This is a genomic window from Elizabethkingia miricola, assembly GCF_001675285.1.
GTDB lineage: Bacteria > Bacteroidota > Bacteroidia > Flavobacteriales > Weeksellaceae > Elizabethkingia > Elizabethkingia miricola.
Map to the genome: position 1 here is coordinate 16,862 of NZ_LSGQ01000007.1, position 23,163 is coordinate 40,024.

25 protein-coding genes are annotated in these 23,163 nt (G+C 36.1%); 17 read left to right on the plus strand and 8 right to left on the minus strand.

The window, feature by feature from the left end; all coding sequences use genetic code 11:
- Positions 1–94: 94 nt before the first annotated feature.
- The 7 genes from ATE49_RS08310 to ATE49_RS08340 all read left to right on the plus strand — a co-directional run bounded on the left by ATE49_RS08310 (position 95) and on the right by ATE49_RS08340 (position 7,354).
- Entirely contained in the window at positions 95–1,141 is a 1,047-nt protein-coding gene (locus ATE49_RS08310; protein ID WP_065081797.1) for a PASTA domain-containing protein, read from the plus strand.
- Positions 1,141–2,202, plus strand: coding sequence for an RluA family pseudouridine synthase (locus tag ATE49_RS08315; RefSeq protein ID WP_034866629.1), 1,062 nt, complete (start codon positions 1,141–1,143; stop codon positions 2,200–2,202). The genes ATE49_RS08310 and ATE49_RS08315 overlap by 1 nt, the downstream gene beginning before the upstream one ends.
- 15 nt (positions 2,203–2,217) lie before the next feature.
- Positions 2,218–3,336 carry a radical SAM family heme chaperone HemW gene (gene hemW / locus ATE49_RS08320; protein WP_081278441.1) on the plus strand — a complete coding sequence of 373 codons (1,119 nt, stop codon included), beginning with the start codon at positions 2,218–2,220 and terminating at the stop codon, positions 3,334–3,336.
- A gap of 100 nt (positions 3,337–3,436) precedes the next feature.
- On the plus strand, positions 3,437–5,314 hold the full coding sequence (locus tag ATE49_RS08325) for an alpha-L-fucosidase (protein WP_065081798.1): 1,878 nt from the start codon (positions 3,437–3,439) through the stop codon (positions 5,312–5,314).
- 58 nt (positions 5,315–5,372) lie between these two features.
- Positions 5,373–6,206 (plus strand): glutamate racemase, encoded by an 834-nt coding sequence (murI, locus tag ATE49_RS08330; RefSeq protein WP_065081799.1) that lies wholly within the window; start codon positions 5,373–5,375, stop codon positions 6,204–6,206.
- A 193-nt stretch (positions 6,207–6,399) separates the two neighbouring features.
- Complete coding sequence (locus tag ATE49_RS08335) at positions 6,400–7,020, plus strand: NAD(P)H-dependent oxidoreductase (RefSeq protein ID WP_065081800.1); 621 nt, start codon at positions 6,400–6,402, stop codon at positions 7,018–7,020.
- 43 nt (positions 7,021–7,063) lie between these two features.
- Positions 7,064–7,354, plus strand: coding sequence for a putative quinol monooxygenase (locus ATE49_RS08340; protein WP_065082004.1), 291 nt, complete (start codon positions 7,064–7,066; stop codon positions 7,352–7,354).
- A gap of 75 nt (positions 7,355–7,429) precedes the next feature.
- Here ATE49_RS08340 and ATE49_RS08345 read toward each other — a convergent pair whose 3' ends face one another.
- The 4 genes from ATE49_RS08345 to ATE49_RS20565 all read right to left on the minus strand — a co-directional run bounded on the left by ATE49_RS08345 (position 7,430) and on the right by ATE49_RS20565 (position 11,407).
- Complete coding sequence (locus ATE49_RS08345; RefSeq protein WP_065081801.1) at positions 7,430–9,793, minus strand: patatin-like phospholipase family protein; 2,364 nt, start codon at positions 9,791–9,793, stop codon at positions 7,430–7,432.
- A 78-nt stretch (positions 9,794–9,871) separates the two neighbouring features.
- The gene (locus ATE49_RS08350) at positions 9,872–10,432 is read right to left on the minus strand and encodes an RsmD family RNA methyltransferase (RefSeq protein WP_065081802.1); all 561 of its coding nucleotides are present in this window, start codon (positions 10,430–10,432) and stop codon (positions 9,872–9,874) included.
- Position 10,433: 1 nt separating this feature from the next.
- Positions 10,434–11,153 (minus strand): DUF3822 family protein, encoded by a 720-nt coding sequence (locus ATE49_RS08355; protein WP_065081803.1) that lies wholly within the window; start codon positions 11,151–11,153, stop codon positions 10,434–10,436.
- Positions 11,154–11,287: 134 nt separating this feature from the next.
- Positions 11,288–11,407, minus strand: coding sequence for a hypothetical protein (locus tag ATE49_RS20565; RefSeq protein ID WP_307835676.1), 120 nt, complete (start codon positions 11,405–11,407; stop codon positions 11,288–11,290).
- Positions 11,408–11,460: 53 nt separating this feature from the next.
- On the opposite strand from ATE49_RS20565, the gene ATE49_RS20570 reads away from it, so the two are divergent.
- A complete protein-coding gene (locus tag ATE49_RS20570) occupies positions 11,461–11,589 on the plus strand; it encodes a hypothetical protein (protein ID WP_260256018.1) in 129 nt (42 codons plus the stop codon).
- Positions 11,590–11,634: 45 nt separating this feature from the next.
- Here the strand turns inward: ATE49_RS20570 and ATE49_RS08360 are convergent, their stop codons facing one another.
- Both ATE49_RS08360 and ATE49_RS08365 read right to left on the minus strand, forming a co-directional pair.
- Entirely contained in the window at positions 11,635–12,129 is a 495-nt protein-coding gene (locus ATE49_RS08360; protein ID WP_065081804.1) for a Smr/MutS family protein, read from the minus strand.
- Positions 12,130–12,135: 6 nt separating this feature from the next.
- A complete protein-coding gene (locus ATE49_RS08365) occupies positions 12,136–12,630 on the minus strand; it encodes a metallophosphoesterase family protein (protein WP_065081805.1) in 495 nt (164 codons plus the stop codon).
- A 35-nt stretch (positions 12,631–12,665) separates the two neighbouring features.
- On the opposite strand from ATE49_RS08365, the gene truA reads away from it, so the two are divergent.
- The 4 genes from truA to ATE49_RS08385 are packed head-to-tail and all read left to right on the plus strand — an operon-like array spanning position 12,666 to position 16,096.
- Positions 12,666–13,439: a tRNA pseudouridine(38-40) synthase TruA gene (gene truA / locus ATE49_RS08370; protein WP_065081806.1), complete on the plus strand. Its 774-nt coding sequence runs from the start codon at positions 12,666–12,668 to the stop codon at positions 13,437–13,439.
- A gap of 12 nt (positions 13,440–13,451) precedes the next feature.
- Positions 13,452–13,799, plus strand: coding sequence for a hypothetical protein (locus tag ATE49_RS08375; RefSeq protein WP_059156616.1), 348 nt, complete (start codon positions 13,452–13,454; stop codon positions 13,797–13,799).
- A 25-nt stretch (positions 13,800–13,824) separates the two neighbouring features.
- On the plus strand, positions 13,825–15,597 hold the full coding sequence (locus ATE49_RS08380) for an ABC transporter ATP-binding protein (protein ID WP_065081807.1): 1,773 nt from the start codon (positions 13,825–13,827) through the stop codon (positions 15,595–15,597).
- A 49-nt stretch (positions 15,598–15,646) separates the two neighbouring features.
- Positions 15,647–16,096, plus strand: coding sequence for a GreA/GreB family elongation factor (locus ATE49_RS08385; RefSeq protein ID WP_065081808.1), 450 nt, complete (start codon positions 15,647–15,649; stop codon positions 16,094–16,096).
- A gap of 63 nt (positions 16,097–16,159) precedes the next feature.
- Here the strand turns inward: ATE49_RS08385 and ATE49_RS08390 are convergent, their stop codons facing one another.
- On the minus strand, positions 16,160–17,584 hold the full coding sequence (locus tag ATE49_RS08390; protein WP_081278442.1) for a S41 family peptidase: 1,425 nt from the start codon (positions 17,582–17,584) through the stop codon (positions 16,160–16,162).
- Between the two features lie 396 nt (positions 17,585–17,980).
- Between ATE49_RS08390 and ATE49_RS08395 the strand changes: the two genes are divergently transcribed.
- Positions 17,981–18,553, plus strand: a complete 573-nt coding sequence (locus tag ATE49_RS08395; protein ID WP_059156613.1) for a 30S ribosomal protein S16 — start codon at positions 17,981–17,983, stop codon at positions 18,551–18,553.
- Between the two features lie 15 nt (positions 18,554–18,568).
- The gene (rimM, locus tag ATE49_RS08400; protein ID WP_059156612.1) at positions 18,569–19,111 is read left to right on the plus strand and encodes a ribosome maturation factor RimM; all 543 of its coding nucleotides are present in this window, start codon (positions 18,569–18,571) and stop codon (positions 19,109–19,111) included.
- Positions 19,112–19,307: 196 nt separating this feature from the next.
- Here the strand turns inward: rimM and ATE49_RS08405 are convergent, their stop codons facing one another.
- Positions 19,308–20,243 (minus strand): helix-turn-helix domain-containing protein, encoded by a 936-nt coding sequence (locus tag ATE49_RS08405; protein WP_065081810.1) that lies wholly within the window; start codon positions 20,241–20,243, stop codon positions 19,308–19,310.
- 104 nt (positions 20,244–20,347) lie between these two features.
- On the opposite strand from ATE49_RS08405, the gene ATE49_RS08410 reads away from it, so the two are divergent.
- Genes ATE49_RS08410 through asnS form a run of 3 tightly spaced genes read left to right on the plus strand, consistent with a single transcriptional unit; the run spans position 20,348 to position 23,147 of the window.
- Positions 20,348–21,046, plus strand: a complete 699-nt coding sequence (locus ATE49_RS08410; RefSeq protein WP_065081811.1) for an LA_2272 family surface repeat-containing protein — start codon at positions 20,348–20,350, stop codon at positions 21,044–21,046.
- On the plus strand, positions 21,043–21,645 hold the full coding sequence (locus ATE49_RS08415) for a CDP-alcohol phosphatidyltransferase family protein (protein WP_065081812.1): 603 nt from the start codon (positions 21,043–21,045) through the stop codon (positions 21,643–21,645). Before ATE49_RS08410 ends, ATE49_RS08415 begins: the two co-directional genes overlap by 4 nt.
- Positions 21,646–21,698: 53 nt before the next feature.
- Positions 21,699–23,147: an asparagine--tRNA ligase gene (gene asnS / locus ATE49_RS08420; protein ID WP_059325225.1), complete on the plus strand. Its 1,449-nt coding sequence runs from the start codon at positions 21,699–21,701 to the stop codon at positions 23,145–23,147.
- Positions 23,148–23,163 lie beyond the last annotated feature (16 nt).

Genomic DNA, 23,163 nt, shown 5'->3' on the forward strand with positions numbered 1-23,163 from the left:
GTATGTATTAGGGCAAATTTAGCTAAAAAAATATTGCGATAAAGTTTAGCTGAATAATTTATATATTTGCGTTACTATTTTTAAGAATTGCCTTATGCTAAAATCACTTTTCAATTGGAAAGTATTACTTAATATCCTTTTAGCCATCGTTGTTTTCGTTGGTTTAGTCTGGTTAACTTTTCGCTGGTTAGATTTCCATACCAATCACGGAAAAGAAATTGAAGTACCTAATGTTATCAACATGTCAGCACAAAAGGCCATCGAAGTATTGGATAATGCAGGGGTGGCTTATCAGTTAGACAGCCTTAAATTCGATCCTAAATTTAAACCATCTCAGGTATTAAAAGTAGATCCGCTACCTGGCTCACGTGTAAAAGACGGAAGACCAATTAAAGTATATATAAATCCTAAAACCTGGGCTAAAGTTGTTATTCCTGAGGTTATAGATACGTATAAATACAGAGCTTTTGACAAACTTACACTTGTAGGACTAAAAGTTGGAGACACTTTGTATGAACCAAGTATTGCTAAAGATGCTGTAATCCGTTTAATGTACAATGGAGCACAGGTAAAACCAGGTGATTTTGTACCTCGTTTTTCTGTTATCGATGTAGTAGTTGGTCAGGGACCTAAAAGAAATGTACCTGTACCTAATATTGTAGGAAGAACATTACAGGAAGCTAAAGAAATTATTAAGCAGAATTATTTTGAGAGTGGTTTGTTCTATGATGAATATGACCAGTCTGTGTCCGATCCTTCAATGATTGTATTCTATCAGAACCCTGCTGCCGGAAGTATTTCCGATCAGGGAGTACAGGTAGACTTGTGGGCGAGTAAGAAAACACCGGCAGAAATGCATGCTAAGATTAGTGAGCTGGATAATATTTATCGTCATAATCTTATTCCACAAGTAGATCCGGGAGAAACTAATTTCGATGATTTTGATACTCCACCGCCACCACGTCCGGTAAAACCAAAACCTGTTGAAAAACCAAAAACAGATGCGCCTAAGACAGTAGTGCCTGAGAAAAAAGAAGCAACGGATAAAAAAGCTGTTACAAAAACAGAGCAGAAACCTAAGACTGAAGAACATAAACCTGCTGATAAACCAAAAGAAAAGAAAAAGGTAATTATTGAATAATGACAGAAGAAGAAAATGAAGACCTTTTTGATGATGTTAATGATATAGAGATATCAGATGAAACCGGAGGTCTTTACGAACATCTTAATTTAGTTGTCGATAAAAAGCAGGAACCCCTGCGTATAGATAAATATCTGCTGTTATTCAGACAGAATTCTACAAGAAATAAAATTTCACAAACCTGTCGTGCCGGCAATGTAGTGGTTAACGGTAAACCTGTTAAACAAAACTACAGAGTAAAACCAGGTGATGAAATAAGTGTTCTACTGGCACATCCGCCAAGAGAGAATGTTATTATTCCAGAAAATATTCCGGTTAATATTATTTATGAGGACGATGATCTTGTTGTAGTAGACAAGGAACCAGGAATGGTAGTGCACCCGGGGTTTGGAAACTGGAGTGGAACTCTTGTCAATGCATTGGCATATCATTTTGAACAAAACGGTGATAAATCGGATCTGGACCGTGTAGGTCTTGTCCACCGTATAGATAAAGATACTTCCGGGTTATTGGTAATTGCTAAGAATGAATATGCATTAAGCTTTCTTGCAAAACAATTTTTTGACAGAACGACAAAACGTTTGTATTGGGCTTTTGTATGGGGTAATGTAGATGAAGATGAAGGGACTATCAGAGGACATATCGGAAGACATCTTAAAAACCGTATGCAAATGGCCGTGTATGAAGATGGCAGCCATGGAAAACATGCTGTAACGCATTATAAGGTCTTGGAACGTTTCCGTTATATGACCTGGGTACAATGTAAGCTGGAAACCGGAAGAACGCATCAGATCAGAGCGCATTTTAAGCATATAGGACATACTTTGTTTAATGACGAACGTTATGAAGGACATACTATACTGAGAGGAATAAATCTTCCAAAATATAAACAGTTTGTTCAGAATATTTTTGATGTTTTACCACGTCATGCTTTACATGCTCATACCTTAGGCTTTATACATCCGACGACTAAAAAAGAAATGTTCTTTGAAAGTCCTATGCCGGAAGATATGAGTACAGCGGTTGAAAAGTGGCGAAATTATCTGTCCAACAACGGATAATTATATATACAGGCTATGCTTTATTTCCATATACCTTTCTGCAAACAAAAATGCAGTTATTGTAACTTTCATTTCTCAACTTCGCTAAACCTGAAGGATGACATGATGAGGGCTATACATAAGGAAATAGATTCCAGACATCATGAACTTTCAGATAAGCATATTAAAACACTTTATCTTGGTGGAGGTACCCCTTCACTGCTTTCAGTTGATGAAATAAAAGCTTTACTAGATAAGAGTGCACAATATTATGATTTCGATTCTGAAATAGAAATTACATTAGAGGCTAATCCCGATGATCTGAATGCTTCGTTTCTGAAGGAGCTTTCCAAAAGTGGCGTTAACAGATTAAGTATTGGAACGCAATCTTTTTTTGAAGATGATCTGAAGCTTATGAACCGCGCACATACTGCCGGGGAAGCAGAAGACTCTATAAAAAGAGCGCAGGATTTTGGGCTTGAAAATATAAGCATTGACCTTATTTATGGCTCGTCGTCTATGCCGATATGGAAAGAAAATTTACAGAAGGCAATAGCATTGCAGATACCTCATATTTCTTCCTATGCACTGACTGTTGAGCCTAAGACCGCTCTTGCAAAATGGATAAAAGATAAAGTAGTGAAAGCCCCGAATGAAGAAGTTCAGAATGAAGAGTTTTATTACATGTCGGAGTTTCTAAAAGAACAGGGATTTATTCATTACGAAATATCCAATTTTGCAAAAGAAGGTTTTTATTCCAAACATAATTCTGCGTATTGGAAAGGACAGCCTTATTTAGGGTTTGGACCTTCTGCTCATTCTTATAACGGTGGGAATATACGTTCGTGGAATATCGCTAATAATGTATTGTACATAAAAGGTCTTGCTGAAAATACAAGAAACTTCGAAGAAGAGCTGCTTTCCCCGAAAGACCAACTGAACGAATTGGTTATGATTGGGCTTCGTACAGTATGGGGCGTAGACATGGTCAAAATACAATCGATTTTTGAAAAGGACATTCAGGAAGAATTCTTTTATCTTCTAAATTCAAAAAAAGAAGAAGGATTGATTGTTGAAGATTCCGGATATCTTAAAATTCCTGAGAAACATTGGTTTTTAGCTGATGGTATAGCTTCTGATTTATTCTTGGTATAATTCAGGTTTCTGAATGTATTATTCTGACATTCAAAAATGTTCCTTATTTTTGGGAGACTAACCTTTGCTGCCAAAGGCCGCAAGAACTAAAAACTTTACCATGAAAAAAATAGTACATGTGGCTCTTTTGATGAGTGCACCTTTTTTCCTTGCTCAGGAGCTGAAGCCTTACGGAGCTATTCCTGCGGAAAGACAGCTGAGATGGCATGAAATGGAAACTTATGCATTAATACATTTTACGCCTACAACTTTTCAGAATAAAGAATGGGGATTCGGAGATGCCTCACCGGAAATTTTTAATCCCACTTCATTTGATGCGGATCAGATTGCAAAAGCTGCTGCATCTGCCGGATTAAAAGGACTGATCGCAGTTGCAAAACACCATGATGGTTTTTGTCTCTGGCCTACCAAAACAACATCTTATAGTATAACTTCGTCACCCTGGAAAGGAGGAAAAGGAGATATGGTAAAAGACTTTATGCAGGCTTCAAAAAATGCGCATCTGAAATTTGGTGTTTATTTATCGGCATGGGACCGAAATGATGTGAGATATGGAACTCCGGCTTATGCAGATGCTTACAGGGCACAACTAACAGAACTTATGACTAATTACGGTCCATTGTTTACTTCATGGCATGATGGTGCTAATGGGGGAGACGGCTACTATGGAGGGCGTAATGAAAAGAGAACTATAGACCGTACAACCTATTATCAATGGACAGAGAAAACATGGCCTATAGTAAGAAAGCTGCAGCCGGGTGCTGTAATATTTTCGGATATAGGACCCGATATGAGATGGGTAGGGAATGAACATGGATATGCAGCAGAAACATCATGGGCTACATTTACACCCATAGGATTAGACGGAAAGAAACCTGTCCCAGGAGCGGCTGTTTATACCAATTCAGGAACTGGAGACCGTAATGGTAAATATTGGATTCCCGCAGAGTGCGATGTGCCTTTGCGACCAGGATGGTTTTATCATAAAGATCAGGATGCTAAAGTAAAAACTCCGGACCAGTTGTTTGATATTTATATGAAGTCTGTTGGAAGAGGAGCTGATATGAATTTAGGGCTTTCGCCTATGCCTTCAGGAATTCTTCATGATAATGATGTAAAATCTCTAAAGGCTTTTGGGGTAAAAATAGCAGAAACTTTTAAAACTAATTTTGCTGAACGGGCAAGTATTAAAGCATCTGATGTAAGAGGTCAAAATCTGAAAAAATTTGGAACACAGTTTATTCTGGATAAAGACCGCTATAGCTATTGGGCAACAAATGACGGGGTAATACAGGCACAACTGGATATTAAATTGGCAAAACAGTCAACATTTGATATTATTCGCTTAAGAGAAAATATTAAACTGGGACAGCGCATAGACAGTGTGAAAATAGAAGGCTTAGTTAACGGAAAATGGGAAGTACTGGGTAAGGCAAACAGTATTGGTGCAAACCGCCTGATTAAATTAGATAAACCAGTTAGTCTTACGGATCTCAGAGTCCATATTTATGCGCCTGTAGCAATTACACTAAGTGATTTCGGACTGTATAAGGAATATAAAGAAGCGTTTGCATTCGATCATACAACAGAAGCTAAAAAGATAAAGATTCCTACCGGAATGGCCAGAATAGATCAGGTTATTCTAAATGAAAACGCCAATACATTTGTATCTGTTCCAAAGAGTGAATCTTTGATTTTTAATATTGAAGGTCGGAATATTACAGGTTTAGGATATTTGCCTAGACAGGATGGGAAAACCGATGGTATGATTACAAAATATGCTGTTTATACAAGTGATGGCAATTCACGTTGGAAGCTGCTAAAAGAGGGAGAATTTTCAAATATAAAAGCCAACCCTGTATGGACGAGAATAAACTTTGATAAACCGGTTACAGCCAAATTGATAAAACTCGTTCCAAAAGAACTTTTGGAGGGGCAGCAGTTCACTGTTGCCGGAGTTGAATTTTATGAAGAATAATCGGAACGAAAACTTAATTAAACCTTGTAAATTTTGTAACTTGCATGCCCAATTTTAGATGAAAACTTTGAATAAAGTAAATATACAGGGACTTTCTCCAAACCAGCCGATAGGTGTCTTCGACTCCGGTGTTGGTGGGCTTACTGTGGCTAAAGAAATTAAAAGGCTGCTTCCGAATGAAGATTTAATCTATTTCGGAGATACTAAACACCTTCCTTATGGTGAAAAATCAAAGGAGGCTATCGTAGAATACTCTACTAAAATTACCAACTTTTTGCTGGAGCAAAATTGTAAAGCTATTGTTATAGCCTGTAATACTGCAACAGCCAATGCACTGAAAGAAGTATTAGAACTGGTAGCAGGCAAAGTTCCGGTAATTGATGTGATTAATCCTGTAGCAGAAAAAGTGGCGTATGAAATACATACCAATGTAGGTGTTATTGCTACAAAAGCAACAGTCAACTCAGGGCTTTACCGAAAGAGTATCAGAAAGCACAATAAATTTATCAAAGTAGACGAACTGGCAACCCCGTTACTGGTTCCTGCAATAGAAGAAGGTTTCAAAAATCATCCTATTACTCATGCTATTATTTATAATTATCTGAGTAATAATAAGCTGAAAAATATAGAGACACTTATACTGGGATGTACCCACTATCCTTTGCTGTTGGATGAGATCAAACAATACTATGGAAACAGAGTAAGGGTTATCGATTCTCCGAATATTGTGGCTAATCAGTTGAAAATAATTCTGGATAAGTATCATTTGCTTAATGAACAGAATCATACGTCTTCTTATCATTTTTATTTATCAGATATTACTAAGAATTTCGAGAAAATTTCGAGAAAATTTTTTGGAAACAAGATAAGCCTGGAGCTAAAAGTGTTATAACAAGAGCTCTTTAAAAATTAATAAAAAGCCGGAAGAATTATCTTTCGGCTTTTTCATTTTTAAAAATATAGTGTTCTGTTCTGAGAACGTTTTATTTTAAATGTATTATAATTATGATATAAAGTTATAAATTAAATTATTTTTATAATTGATTTTTCTGTCGGAAATTTGTACCATCAAAAAACAATTAGAAATGGAAAATATATTTATCATCAACGGAGGACAGACTTTTGCACATTCAGGCGGAGCTTTTAATAAATCAATTACAGGATGGACAAAAGAAGTTTTAGAAAAAGAAGGCTTTAAAGTAAGAGTAAGTAATGTTAACGATGAATTTGATCCTATGGAGGAGGCTGAAAACTTTAAATGGGCAGATGTAATCGTTTATCATTTTCCGGTTTGGTGGTTCCAGGTACCTAACAGACTGAAGTTTTATATAGATGAGGTATTTACTGCCGGACATAAAAATGGTATCTATGAAAGTGACGGTCGCTCCCGTACAAATCCGCAGATCAATTATGGGACTGGTGGACTAATGCATGGGAAAAAATATTTTGTGACTTCCAGCTGGAATGCTCCGGATAAAGCATTTACAATGGAAGGGGAGTTCTTCCAACAGAAATCTGTAGATGAAGGCGTTTTATTTGGTTTCCACAGAATGAATGCTTTTGCCGGATTGGCTCATATCGGAAGTTTTCATTTCCACGATATGGAAAAGAATGCAACTGTAGAAAGAGTAAACAAGTACGAAACCGAGTATAAAGAATACGTACAGAATGTTTTCGCAAAAGAAAAATGCATTCTTCAGAACTAAGAACAGAAATGAAAATACAATTATAAATAACACATATAATTATATGAAAATCTATTTAACTGCTATACTAAAAGCTAAAAGAGAGAAAAAAGAAGAACTGTTGGTACTTCTCCAGAACATGGTAGAAAATACAAGAAAAGAAGCAGATTGTATTAAATATGATCTGCAGCAAGGAACAGAGGATGAAAACTTATTTATTTTCCATGAAATATGGGAAAGTACAGAAGGTCTGGAGCAACATAATCAACAGGAGTATATCAAAGCTTTTGTATCCAAGGCTGATGAGTTGTTGGAAGAACCAGCACAAATATATCTGGCAAATTTAATTTCGTAACCTAATTATAAACAGATTTCTGATAAAAAAAGAGGTTTCCGTTATAATGGAAACCTCTTTTTTTATTAAGTAGTATCAGAACTTAAATCCTATACTGAAATATACTCTCCAGAGATTTAGAAAATCATTTTTAGAAACATTGACATTGATAGGACCTAAAATTGATTCGTATCCCAGATTTAGTCCATACCCTATTATATTAATATTATCATTGAACGGAGAAAGCCGGTCACTAAATGCACCATAGTTAAAAGAAGGTGTAAGGTATAACTTTTTCATAATCCTGTATTGTAATGACAATCCTGCTTTTGCTACAGAAGTCAGAGGTAATTCTTTCTGACGAAATCCGTTGAACTCAGGAGTCATCATATCATAATTATATTCGCTGCCACCAAGGTTATATTTCTGGTTTAGAAACAGGTATGGAAACAAATCTTTTTCTTTGCCAAAACTTGCCCCCAAGAAAACGTTCACTTTAGCTGTAAGTCTTTTGGTAATTGGCTGTGCATAATTTTCATTTAAAGTAAATGAAATCAAATTTTGAGGTTTATAATAGAATGGTGTTTTAGGATCTAGTATCAAATTTAACTCAGGCTGGACTTTTGCCAGGTCATACAAATCATACTGATCTCCGTAATAAAATCTTGTACTTACCTGCAGGTGATTCCCTCTGGTGGAATAATATCTTTTATTCAGATTGTTCTGTTCAAACTTTAGGAATGTATTAAAGTTACTATGGCTGTATAGCTTTTTGCTATAGTTATTTACTTTTGATTGATCTATCTTATCCAAAAAGCGGTTCATCCGCTCCGCACTAAATTCGGTTCCGAAAGAGATAAAAGCATTTGGGTGGATATTATAGTTTATTGCAATCTTCCCGGTAATGTTTCTGTACATGTAGTTCGGAAACCTTATATTTTCGTCGTCACTGTCTATGTCAAGAAGTCTGAATGTTAGATCGTTACTTCGAAGGTATACCATCTTTCCTTCCAGATTCAGCCACCAGCGGTGCCCATTGTCTAAAAATTTCTGATAATCTATTCTCGCTTTAAAACGTTCCGCAGCATCTACAGTTACTAACAATCTGGATTTACTGAAAACAAAATTCCGGTAAGTATAGTTAACGATAATTCCTACAGACTGCTCGTTGTCATAATGCAAGGCCAGTTTAAATGCTCCTTTTTTTGCTCTTTTTACAAAAATATTCATTGTAAGAGCATCGCCTGTATTAGTGTAAGTATAATAGACTTTTTCATACTGTCGCATTCCGAATACACGGTCTATTGCTTCATTTACCGTTTTAGCATCATAATAGTTACCCTCTTTCAGTTCCATCTGTTTGCGAATGGTTTCTATTTCATTTGTATCTGTAATCGGAGTTCCGTCTTCTTCACTATAGGTAAACTTTGTGGTAGGCATTTTAACTTCCTCAATCATTTTGTGATCATATTTGATACCAAGCCTTCGCTGGGCTTCTGCTAATGCCACAAATTCTGATAAATGCTTTTTAGCTTCTTTTTCTCCGATTTTTATAATTTCGTCATACTTTGCAAAATCCTTAGTCGTTATATCTCCCAGTGGCTGTACAAAGTCAACCATAATATTGGATAATGCCTGCTGATGTTTGAAGTCTTCTACCGAACGGATAGCATGCGTCTGATAGATCATCTTCATAGGATTTTCAATTTCTTTTTTTGTGAAAAGCCTAAACCCGGTATAGCCGCCAACAACAAAATCAGCTCCCATTTCCCGTACTTCATTTGCCGGGAAATTTCTGTCCAGCCCACCATCTACCAAAAGTTTTCCATCGATATAAACAGGAGCAAATGCTGCTGGGATAGCTAATGTAGAGCGAATTGCTAAAGGTAAAGATCCTTTTTTCTGCATCACCAATCCACCGTTTTCAATATCAGAAGAGGTAAGTTCAACGGGAATTCTTAGCTTGCTGAAGTCATTGATATGTTTGGCGTTGAAGGTAAGGGTATTGAGAACTTCGCCCATATATTGTCCTTCGATGTAAGAGCTGGGAAGGGTAGGGAATCCTTTTACAACCGGAAATTCCAGAATATATTTATCATATTCGTCCTTTTCGCTGATATTGATTTTGTTGTACGGGATTTTATTGCTCAGGATTCTGTTCCAGTGTACTTTGTAAACAGTTTCTTTCAGCTGATCAGCATTATAGCCCATAGCATACAGACCTCCAAGGATCCCACCCATACTGGTGCCGGTTATATAATCTATTTTAATACCTAATGAATCTATCATCTTCAGAATTCCCAGGTGTGCAAAGCCTTTTGCTCCACCACCACTAAGGGCTAGGCCAAATTTGGTGTCTTTGGTAATGTTTTGCAGTGTTGTATTGAGGGAATCTGTCTTTTGCTGCGCCTGTACAGCGTAAGATATAACTATTATAAAGAGTAATAGCAGTTTTTTCATATAGTGGTTTGTTTGTGTTCCACAAATTTATAAAAAAGCTCCATCCGGATTTTCGGATGGAGCGAAATATGATAATTATTAATCTGTTTTTTTTGCGAAAAAGCTGAAACTCACATTTCCGTATTTTCGGGTTTCCTGCAGATTCGGATGTTCAAATTTCTGCCTGGACTGATGTTCCAAAATAAAAACTCCGTTTTCCGCAAGTATATTTTTATTCAGTACAAGATCTATTAACTCATCGTACTTAGCTTTATCCATATCAAATGGTGGATCTGCGAAAACCAGATTGTATAACTTACCGTGGTTTCTTTCTTTTTTTACCCAGTCGAATACATCACCTCGGCTAATATTAACCTGTGCGTCAAAACCTAATTCTTTTGCTGTGGAATTAATAAATCCACAATGCTTAGGGTTAAGGTCTACAGATGTAATGTCTTTTGTGTCACGGGAAGCAAACTCTAATGAAATAGAACCAATTCCGGCAAAAAGATCCAATACGGATAAATATTCGATGTCGAAGCGGTGTTCAATAATACTGAATAGCGCTTCTTTTGCAAAATCTGTTGTTGGGCGAACTTCAAAGTTCTTCGGAGCGGCAATTTTTTTACCCTTCCACTTCCCCGATATAATTCTGTACATTCTATTGAAGGATAAAGTTGTGTTTGTTTTTAATGCTTTTCTCTACAATTTTTACCTGATGGGCAAACTTCTGTAATTCGCTAAGGAAGGTTTCATTTTCGTCTATCTCTCCATAAACAAGGAACTGAAGGTTCTTCAGGTCAAAGTTTAGTTTAGAAACAGCAAACATGATAAAGTAAAGAAAGTCTACCTCGGAATTAGCATCCAGATTGTTGTAAAGCAAGATCTTTCCGTCTTTCATAGCAAAAAACTCTGCCTGATTATGGTAAAGATTAATGTGTATTTGCTCGCCACTGGTTTTGGTAAGAGTCTGGCTCAGGAATTTCTCTCCGGAAAAATTAAAAACCGCAGGAATATTAGAAGACTTTATTTTCTGATAAAACTCCTTCGGCATAGTATAATAAAACTGGACGTGAAATTTTTTGTTAATCGCCAGCATTAATTCTTCATTAGCTTCATCTACCGGAGCATTATAAGAAATAAGTTGGTAGCCCAACTGGTGCTGGTCGAAACCAAAAGGTAACATACTGAAATGATTAAGTGCAGAGACTACCTCAATTTTTTTGAGATTTCCCTGTTTTAATACTTCTGTAAGCTTATCGGAAATATAACCTTCAGGCGTTTCTTCATCTTTGAAAAAAGCCCTCTCAGCATAAGAAGAGCCTTTGCCTATGGTCCATTGTAAACCGTCTTTTGTGAAAAGTAGAGATAATTTCTGCATGTTTTTCAACCTAATGTGCAAATTTAAGTATTTTAGTTGGCAGTTGAAAATTATCACCTTAGGTGAAGATAATAATCTCTGATAAATCCTAATAAATCTGGTGAAGATAAATGATGAAACAGAATATAAAGAGGTTATATATCATCGACAAATTCGCCTTTCTTATCGACGATCTGATTTCCCCAACCTGTTATAGCATCTAGTACCGGGATAAAGGTACTTCCAAAATCGGTTGGTTTATAAATAACTTTTATTGGAAGCTTTTTGCCATAAACCTTTCTTGAGCAAACCGCTTATTTATACACAGATGAATTATATCGAGCCGTTTTATTTTCAAGGAACTGTACTAAATGCAGGTTATAAAGAAGAGGAGTTAAAGAGTAAAGCAAAAAACCAGGCCAGAAAATTAGTTGGACTGCTGAAAACTTTAGAATAAAACCTTATCAGGATTTAGTTCTTTATGATAATTGTAATGGATAACTTATTTCAGGATTACGGTAATTGTACCGGACTGGTGTTTGAAGAAAGTTCCATCCTCATACTCCAGGCCTGTTTCTCCACGAAGAACATCTAAAACCATTGACTGTAATACACCGTCACCAATACCATGGATTACATCTAACCTTTTGATATGATTTTTTCTACAGAAATTAATAGTTTCCTGAAGACGCTGTTTCTGAATAAAAAGGCGTTCCCATGAATCGTAATCAGACGGATTGTTGACCAGTTGATCAAAATGAAGATCCAAAACCAAAGCCGGAATTTTATTCTTTTTGGAAATGTTTTTTTTGGGTTCCGGTTTTACTGTAACAGGTTGCAAATTGTATAAATCTGCTTCTGACGGAACAATTTCAGATGATGGATAAGTATGTTCAAAACCATATTCATCTTCTATGGTGATGAGGTTTTTGTGAATTTTGATAATCTTGCCTTTCAAATTATCGTTTAGTACCGAAACTTTATCTCCTGCCTTCATTGTTATTTATTTTGCCCCCAATTCAATCACTTCCAGATCCTTTATTTCGCTTCCGTCAATTACAAAACGAAGCATCGTACGTACTTTATGCCAGCCAACTTTACCACAAGCCCCAGGATTAAGATGAAGAATATTTCTTTCCTTATCCATCATAACTTTTAAAATATGGGAATGCCCTGATATAAATATTTTAGGAGCTTGTTTGTTAATTTCGTCTTTTGCTAAAGGTGAATAACGTCCAGGGTATCCACCAATATGGATCATTAACACTTCTACTTCCTCACACTGAAAACGTAAAACCTCCGGAAACTCCTTTCTTATTTCAGTTCCGTCAATATTTCCGTATACTCCTTTTAAAGGTTTTATTTTTTGTAAAGCCTCTATTACATACGTATTTCCGAAGTCGCCTGCATGCCATATTTCGTCGGCCTGTTCAGCATAAGAAAGGATACGGTCGTCCATATAAGAATGAGTGTCGGAAAGTAATAATATTTTTTTCATAAAGAGAACTTTCAGTTGCGATAGAGTTCGTATTTTTGCATATCGAAAATCTAGACAAAAATACAAACAAATTACGCTATTTCATCGCTTTTTCCTATAACGGCGCATCCTTCTTCGGGTTTCAGATACAACCCAACGAAATCAGTGTTCAGGAAACTTTGGAAAAAGCATTGAGTACGTTGCTGCGTGAAGACATTAAAATAACAGGTGCCGGAAGAACGGATACCGGAGTTCATGCTAAAAAAATGTATGCACATTTTGAAACCAGTAATGTGCCGGGAGATCAGTTGGTACATAAGCTAAATAGCTTTTTACCACCAAGTATTGCGGTTCAGGAGGTATTCCAGGTTTCTAAAGATCTGCATGCAAGATTCAGCGCCTTATACAGAACTTATGAATATTATATTTCGCTGAAAAAGAATCCGTTTACAGAAAACTCTGCATGGCAGCTTTGGCGGAAAAATTTGGATATAGATGCGATGAATAAAGCCTGTGAAATTTTGTTTCAGTATAAAGATTTCACAAGTTTTGCAAAACTGCATACCGATAACAAAACTAATTTCTGCGAAATTAAGAAAGCGGTATGGGAACAACATGGAGAAGAGCTGGTTCTGACCATTTCAGCCGATCGTTTTTTACGAAATATGGTTCGTGCAATAGTAGGAACTATGGTAGAAGTGGGCACCGGAAAAATAAAGCCGGAAGATATCCATGATATCATTGAAAAGAAAAACCGGAATGCCGCCGGAACATCGGCCCCTGCCCATGGATTGTATCTGGTGGATGTAGGTTATAACTTTGATAATTAAGCAGAGGAATATATGCTGGGAATTTTATTTTTGATCTTTATTTACCGGTATTATGCGAACTTAGCAAAACGATATGCTAAGGTTAAATGGCATTATGGGTTACTGGGAAGTATTATTTTTATGGCAGTACAAATGACCGTTGGTGGTTTGTATGGTTTTTATCTGGCTATTGCAGAACCTGGTGAGCTGGAGGATGAAAGTACTGTTGTAGGAATTACACCACTTAACCTGATTGGCTGGTCAATTGCCGGAGGAACAGTGTGGGGAGTTCATAAAATACTTGAACATAAACTGATCAGTGAAAGACAAACCCAGCCTTCTATAGATATAGATCTTATAGGAAAGAAAGAAACCGAATAATATAGCCTTTGTTGAGGTAGAAAATATGAAAAAATTAAGCACTGGAAATATAATCGCCAGACTCTTTAAGATCGGAATGAACTTCCGGGGTTGGTTTATTTCCGCATTTATTATATCTGTTGTTCTGGCTGTAGTAGGAACATACCGGCCTATACTAACCAAAGATGTTGTGGATAATGACATTATTAAGGAGAAGAATTTCGACTTACTAATGCATGACGTTTACCTCCTGATAGGCTTGGTTGCAGCAGAAACAATCCTGAACTTCGGTTTGGTATATTTGTCCAATTACATTTCGCAAAATGTAATCCGTGATATCCGGGAGCGTTTGTACCGTAAACTTATTTATTTCAAAACTTCATTCTTTGATAAAACAGCTATTGGTAATTTGGTAACCCGTGCTGTAGGGGATGTAGAAACAATTGCTACTGTATATACAGACGGATTCCTGATGGTTTTTGGAGATGTATTGCGTGTGGTACTGGTACTGGTAGCTATGTTTAATGTAAATGTTCAACTCAGCTTTATCGCGTTGGCCATTTTACCCATTATGTTATTGGTTACAAGATTTTTCCAGAAAAGATTGAAGAAAGCTTTTGGAGATGAGAGAACCTGGACTGCTACTCAGAATAGTTTTGTACAGGAAAGACTTGCCGGTATGTCATTAATACAGGTATTCAACCGTCAGAAAGCTGAATTTGAGAAATTCGATGATATTAATCAACAATTGAAGGGAGCGCTTTTGCGAACCGTTTTCTTTTTCTCTTTATTTTTCCCGGTAGTAGAGCTTATTTCTTCTGTATCTATAGGACTTATTCTATTCTATGCAGGTTATAATGCATTAACAAGTAGTGATGCCAGCCCGGGAGATGTTATTGCATTTATTCAGTTTATCAGTATGCTGATTCGTCCGTTGCGTCAGATCGCAGACAGATTCAATAATATTCAGAGAGGTTTGGTTGGTGCAGAACGTGTACTCGGAATTATGGACGAGGACAATGCAATGCCTAACAACGGAACTATAGTGAAAGAGAAGGTTGAAGGAAAAATCGAATTCCAGAAAGTACATTTCTCTTATGATGAAAAACAGGAAGTATTAAAGGGGATAAGTCTGAAAGTAGAACCAGGGCAATCTGTTGCTATTGTAGGGGCTACGGGAGCCGGAAAATCTACCATTATTACGCTTATTACAAGGTTCTATGATATTAATTCCGGGAAAATATTACTGGATGATATAGATCTTAGGGATTATGAACTTCATCATCTGCGCAGCCATATTGGTGTTGTACTTCAGGATGTATTTTTGTTCCACGGTTCTATTTACGAGAACCTTACATTAGGTGAAGATATTCCTCTGGAAAGAATAAAACAGGCTGCACAGGAAATTGAGGTAGACGAATTTATTGAAAGGTTGCCAGGTGGATACGATTATGTTGTAAGCGAGAGAGGTTCTTCTATTTCATTAGGACAGCGTCAGTTATTATCATTCCTAAGAGCTTATTTAACAAATCCAAGCATTCTGATTCTGGATGAGGCTACGTCCTCTATAGACCATGAATCCGAAAAGCTGATTCAGAAGGCTACGGAAAAAATTACAAAAAACAGAACTTCTATTATTATAGCACACAGACTTTCTACCATTGTAAATGCAGATAAGATTATTGTAATGGACCAGGGGAAAATCGTAGAAGAAGGCAAACATGAAGAATTGTTGCAAAGAGATGGTTATTATGCTACGCTTTACAAGGCACAATTGCACAGAGATGCAGATGATGAGGATGTAAAATTAGAGGCATAATATAGACATCATTTTAGGAAATTGTTATCTTTAAGAAAGAATTGGACCTATGAAGAAGACGATTTACGATAAAAAGGATATCCGGAATTATGTAAAAAGCGTTATCGCTGATAAAATTCAAACGCTGGAGAAATTTGTGCATTTTACAAAAGAAGCCAGCAAAGACATCAAAAAAACTCCTAAATACGATAGTGTAAGGGAAGAGGCGCATGAGGAAATCTACCAGATGCAGAGACAGCTGGCAGAACTTCATAAGTTGCAAAATGGAATGTCACGTGTCCTGAATTCTGAGATGTCCGTTATTCAGTTAGGCTCATTGGTGATTACCAATAAAGCCCGTTTTTATATTTCTGTTTCGCTGGGTGAATTTTTCTTTGAAGGAGACAGAATGTATGCAATATCCGAAGAAAGTCCTATGGCGAAAATGATGATTGGAAAGAAGGTTGGTGACGAGTTCGTTCTCAACAGTATTCATCAAAAGATTGAAGAGATTTACTAAGCCTGATATCAGAGCTGTTAAATATAAAAATGCGTTGTCCATATGATTGACAACGCATTTTTCTTAGTTCCAGTTTTTCATTGTATTGCTTGTGAAATCTACCCACTGATCTTCAGGAATCGTCTTGTCGATATAGAAGTCCGGATGAATTCCTAAGTCGTCCACAGGGAGTTCCGGAATACGGAGGGATCTGGAGATACAGTATTCAAAGACAAAATCACCAGAAGGAGGGGTTGCTTCAACCATATTAGAAACATCGAGGGCTCCACCCGTTTTCCTGCCAAAGAATTTTACTTTTCTGCTTTGCTTTGCCAGCAGAATAAACTGTTCTGTAGTACTGAAATTATTCTCATGAATAATAACAGCTACATTTTTTGGATAAGGAAGAACTTTGTCTTGTGTATTAATAGTAACATCTTTTCCAAAAACATTAACAAATTGTCCAAGTTTATTATTAAGAGTTGTTTGAATTTTTTTGTATGTTTCTTTATCCTCCGCGTCGGTATCAGAACTGTTAATCAGTGTATCCCAAATTTTGTTGTTTTGTGGAGTGGAGTATATTTCTGCCATTACAGTACGGATTGGATTCGTATAGAGATACTTGATTAGCCCCTGATAATTGGAATCTTGCCCACCCTGACAGTCACGTAGGTCAATGATGAGGTTTGGAGTAGAAGTTATCAGTTTATCCAGACTAGCCAGTGTACTGTCTATTGCTTTTTTGTTTTGGTGGAAGGCAGGAATTCGGAGGTAAACAGTATTGTCATCTTTCTTGTAACCAAATGTCTTACCGCTGGTTTTTATCTGGTTGTATTCTTTTGTATTGTCCTGATATGTAAAGCTAGGGTAAGATCGCTGGAAAACCGCATCATCAATCTGAAGTAAATTTTTTCCAAGGTATAAAACTTTTTTTACAGGTACTGGTTTGAAGTTTCTCTGATAATAAGTTCCGGATTTAAGGTCCTGATTTAATGAAAACAGAATGTCATCTTTGTTCCAGTCTTTGTTTTGTGTGTTTATAATACTACCAACAAAAGTGCTTCCTTCTTTTTTTACAGCAATAAGATTACTTCCTCTTGACCATATTCCTTCAATATTGTCTTCCTTATTTGCGGCAAGGGTTTTCTTGAATTGTTCAATATTGAAAGCCTTTTGTTTTACCGGCTGAAAGTGCTCGGAGTTTAACTGATTTTTTACAGCTTTATCTGTTAATGTAAATCTGAAATGATCGGTGCGGAAAAATTTAACCCATTCTTCCAAAGCAGCTTTGCACTGGTAATAATCTGTAATATTAGCAACTTTTTCATTTGTAACTTTATTATGAAGATCGTAGGCATTTTGCCCTTTTGTATCTAGTATATGACGATAGCCCGCATCATTTTCTTCAAAAGTCTTTTTCGTCCATTCGTAGTTTTCTTTACAGTTGCAATTCTGTGCCTGAATACTCATAGTGCCCATAAGTAATAAAAAAGGAAAGAATAATTTCATAAATTTTATATTAGTTTTTCATTAAGTCTATTTGCGATAATATTTCAGAAAATGTATATTCTATATGTTTATAGTTCAGTTGGTATTTATTATTGACAGTTGGTTAGTTTTTGGGAACAATCTGCAAATATTCGAAAAAAAAGAGATACCTGAATCAATTAAATCTGTGAATTTCAATAATTGGTGATTTAATAGAATTTATTGATTTGATAATGAGTAGATTCAGTGACTGGTATATTGAATATGTTTCATAACAGAGTATATACATTTAATACAAAAAGGATAGGTGAATGGAGAGTTGAAAAACTTTAAACGTGCAACTTTGGAATTGAAAGTTTTTTCATATCTTTGCAGCTTAAAATTAACCGGGACGAGTTCCCTCAAAATTAATTATTTATGTCAGTAAAAATTAGATTACAAAGACACGGTAAAAAAGGGAAGCCTTTTTTCCACATTGTTGTAGCAGATTCAAGAGCTAGAAGAGATGGTAGATTCATCGAGAGATTAGGATCTTACAACCCAATCACTAACCCTGCAACTATCGACTTAAATGTTGATGCTGCTGTAAAGTGGTTAAACAACGGTGCTCAGCCAACTGACACTGCAAGAGCTATTCTTTCTTACAAAGGAGCTCTTTACAAAAAACACCTTCAAGGTGGTGTAGCTAAAGGAGCATTTGACGAAGCTGAAGCTGAAAAAAGATTCAACGCTTGGTTAGAAGCTAAAGAAACTAAAGTACAAGGTAAAGTAGATGGTTTATCTCAAGCTAAGGCTGACGCTAAGAAAGCTGCTTTAGAAGCTGAAACTAAAGTAAACGAAGCTAGAGTAGCTGCTGTTGCTCAAGCTGAGGCTGATGCTAAAGCTGCTGAGGAAGCTGCTAACGCACCTGTTGCTGAAGAAGTAGTTGCTGAAGAGACAACTGAAGAAACTCCAGCTGCTGATGCTTCTGAAGAAAACGCTGAAGCTTAATACAAAATTTGCCTGATGCGTAAAGAAGAATGTTATTTTCTTGGTAGAATTACCCGCAGACATGGCCTTTCGGGCAACGTAATCCTGAAAATGGATACCGATCAACCCGAATTTTACAGTAAAATGGAATCAATGTTCATTGAAATCAATGGACTATTGGTTCCGTTTTTTGTTGATAAACTGTCATGGAGTAAAGGTGATTCTTTAAATATCCTGTTTAAAAACTCTAACGAAGCTTTGGTAGATCAGGTGATCGGAAAGGAGGTATACCAACCTCTTTCTTCCCTGCCAAAACTATCCGGAAAACAATTCTATTACCACGAAATTGTTGGTTATGAGATTAAAGATACCGAAGGGAAATCTTATGGTCTTATCCGCTCTGTGAATGATCAGACGGCACAGCATTATTTCATTTTGGTGCTTAATGATAAAGAAGTTGTAGTTCCTATAATTAAAGACTGGATTATTGCTCTGGACCGAGAAGAAAAAGTTATGACAATGCAGTTGCCGGAAGGGCTTCTGGATGTTTTTACAACCTCTTCAAAGAAAGATGAGTAATTATAAGATAATGATCGGAAGAAATTTCGGTCATTTTTTTTTGCTGTATCCTCAACTGTAAATGCGGCAAAAGAATAAGAGCAAACTGATAAACTTTGTTCAGGTTAGTACTAGATTCAATAATAACCCTGACAAGGTTTTCTATTCTTCTAAAATTGATATTCCTGCTAAAAGCTTTTTTGATAAGAATTTAGATCTATTTCAACTTAATCAATTCTTTTAGTTTTTCTATTTTTTCCAGCATCAGATTAAAGAATGCTTTTCTGTCTCTGTTGCCGGAAGTATTTAGTGATTTTGAATTTTTAATCTGATGTTCAAAATAGCTTAGTGTCTCTGCACAAACTGCAGGATCATTCATCATAATGTAACCAAACATATTGAACGGAAGAAAGTATGAACTTTGCTTTCCATTTTTAAAAAGAATACTGTTATTCAGAATAACGAGATCATTTACATAGATCTGAAAGTTGGGGTTCTGCAATGTTTTCTGTTCCAGATTTGTAATCAGCTCCTGTAGTTCTTCCAGAATTTGTAATACAGTTGTGGTATTCAGCATTCTGATTTCATGATAAAAAGAGACTTGCTGAAGGATACTGTTAATTGTTGTTTCATTCCATATCTCAGTAACATTTTGCTGTTCATAAAACTCTTTCAAAGCATCATTTCTGCCAGAATGGTGTTGTAGACTGAATTCACTGAAAGGGCTTAGGAATTTGTCCTGATTCAGAAGATTCATCCAGACATAAAACTTGAATTTTGATAGAATAGAATCTGAGATTGTATAAAAAAACGGGATGTCTTTTGCGGAATAGTATACCTGTGAGTTATCGTTTTCCTGAAAGACATGAAGTATCTTGAGCGAGTTCTCAAAATAACTTAATAAATCGTTGGTTGTTTTTATTGGTTGAGTACGTTTTACTACCATCTGATTTTCTGCGCCCAGAAACTGATCCAGAGAAATCTGATAATGTTTTGCCAGCTCAAGTGCTTCTTCAAAGCTAAATTTTGCCTTTGATGAAGATCTTCTGTGTGCAGCATCATAGCTAATGTTGAGAATATTGGCAATTTCATCATTCAGTGATTTTTCACCAATCTTTTTACGGATTTCTCTCAGTAAATATTCCTGATACATAATTTGCGTTTTTCACAAATGTATAATTTTTATTAATGCTTTTCCACATTTAGTATCGTGGTTTTCACATTTAGCTTTGGAGTATAATTTAAAATTTTACTGAAATGAAAACAAATGTTATATTCTTGATTGTATTAGCTTTTAGTCAGTTATTTCAAGCTCAAGACAGTATTAGAATTGAAAATTCAAAATTCAAAATCTTTGCATTTACCCCAGTGAAAAACAATATATCAAAAGTAAATGGTATGACAGCAGGATTAGGATTGAGTAATAGAGCTATTTTTAAAGATGCCGAAAACAATCAGGCAATTGTAAATGGGTTGAATCTAGATTTAAATCCATTAGGGTTTATTATATTTTGTTTTTATGATCCTGATAGAGACTTTACAACTAAAGAGTCTGTGCTTCTGAATGGCTTAAATCTTTCAATTGCTGGACATTTAAGAGATGTCAGTCAAAATGGTCTTAATATTTCCGCATATAATTATGCTTATCAAATGAACGGTGTTTCGTTTTCTCTTATAGGAAATTCCAATCATACATTCAAGGGTGTTTCTGTTGCTTTTATGGGGAATTCAGCAAATAAAGGCGAAGGACTTGCAATTGCTTCTTTTAATGGATTTGATAATTTTAAGGGTGTGCAAATCGGTATTGTAAATAGATCTGATAATATGAAAGGACTTCAAATTGGATTGTTCAACAAAAATGAAACTGGTAAAAATTTCCAAATAGGGCTTTGGAATAAAAATGAAAAAAGAAGTTTTCCTATAATTAATTGGAACTTTAAAAAACTAAAGTCATGAAAAACATACCATACATTCTGATTGCAACTCGGTTTATCCTTGCTCCGCTTATTTTGGCTCTCGCTTATGTAAAAGGTGATGAATCGCGAATATTGCTTCTTGTACTAATGTATTTGGGTCTGTTTACTGACATTTTCGATGGTATTATCGCCCGGAAAACGGGAGTGTCCTCGGAAAAACTTCGGCGATTGGATAGTCAGACAGATTTAATTTTCTGGTTGTGTATTGGTTTTGCAGCTTATCTGCTGAATCCGGAATTGATAAAACAACACTGGGGAGGTATTGCGTTAATTTTTATAATGGAAGCTTTGTGTTATATAATAAGCCTTGCCAAATTTGGAAAAGAAACCTGTACGCATGCTTTCCTGTCCAAGCTGTGGGGATTGAGTTTATTGTTCGCATTTACTGGTTTAATAGGCTTTCAGCAGGCAGGGTTCTTTTTTTATCTGGCTGTTATTTTAGGGTTTGTATCACATATAGACGTTATTCTTATTGTTTTATTTCTTCCGAAATGGCAGCATGATGTACCAAGTTCTTATCATGCTTGGCGTATCCGAAAAGGAAAAGATATTAAAAAGAACATTTATCTGAACAGCTAAAGCCCAAAGAACTATATAATTTTCTTAACTTTGCGAACGTTAATTTTTACATCATGCATAAGCAGACAATTAAAGAAGTTTTAGAAAATTACAAAAAATTCTTGCATCACGATATCACCGTGTATGGGTGGGTACGTGCGTTTCGTTCAAACAGGTTTATTGCCTTAAACGATGGTTCAACAATCAATAATTTGCAAATCGTAGTTGATTTCGAAAATATTGATGAGAATCTTATCAAGAATATAAATACAGCTTCTTCACTGAAAATTGTTGGCGAAGTGGTGGAAAGTCAGGGTGCCGGACAAACAGTTGAAATTATCGCTAAGAAAATTATAGTACTTGGGGATAACTTTACAGAAGAATTGCAGAATACTATACTTCAGCCAAAGAAGCATAGCCTGGAAAAGCTTCGTGAACAGGCTCACCTAAGATTCAGAACCAACTTATTTGGTGCTGTTTTCAGAGTACGTCATGCTGTTAGCTTTGCGATTCACTCTTTCTTCAACGACAGACAGTTTTTCTATCTGAATACACCTGTAATTACAGGGGCAGATGCTGAAGGTGCGGGAGAAATGTTCGGTGTTACCAACTTTGATCTGGATAATATTCCAAGAACAGAAGAAGGTGCTATAGACTATGCACAGGATTTCTTCGGAAGAAAAACCAACCTTACTGTTTCAGGACAGTTGGAAGGAGAAACTGCAGCAATGGGATTAGGAAGAATTTATACATTCGGACCTACTTTCCGTGCGGAAAACTCTAATACAACACGTCACCTTGCAGAATTCTGGATGGTGGAGCCTGAAGTAGCTTTTAATAACCTGGAAGATAACATTGACCTTGCTGAAGATTTCTTAAAATATGTAATTCAGTATGTTTTAGACAAGTGCAAGGACGATTTGGAATTCCTGGATAAGCGTTTTGCTGAAGAGCAAAAACAAAAGCCAGAAAAGGAAAGAGCAAAAGAAGGCCTTATCGAGAAGTTGGAAAATGTAGTTGCAAAGAGATTTAAGCGTGTAAGCTATACTGAAGCAATCGACATTCTTCTGAACTCTAAAGAAAATAAAAAAGGAAAATTCGTATATCCTGTTGAAAAATGGGGTGCAGATCTTCAGTCTGAACATGAAAGATATCTTGTTGAAAAGCATTTTGAATGTCCAGTAGTGTTATTTGATTACCCTGCAGAGATTAAAGCATTCTACATGCGTCTGAATGAAGATGACAAAACTGTAGCTGCTATGGATGTTCTTTTCCCTGGTATTGGCGAGATTATCGGAGGTTCTCAGAGAGAAGAGAGACTAGATGTTCTGAAGAAGAAAATGGAGGATATGCATGTAGATCAGGAAGAACTTTGGTGGTATTTAGATACCCGTAAGTTTGGTTCTGTTCCGCATTCAGGATTTGGTTTAGGACTGGAAAGATTAGTTCTTTTTGTTACAGGAATGACCAACATCCGTGATGTGATTCCTTTCCCTAGAACGCCTAAGAGCGCAGAATTCTAAAAAATAATAAATAAAA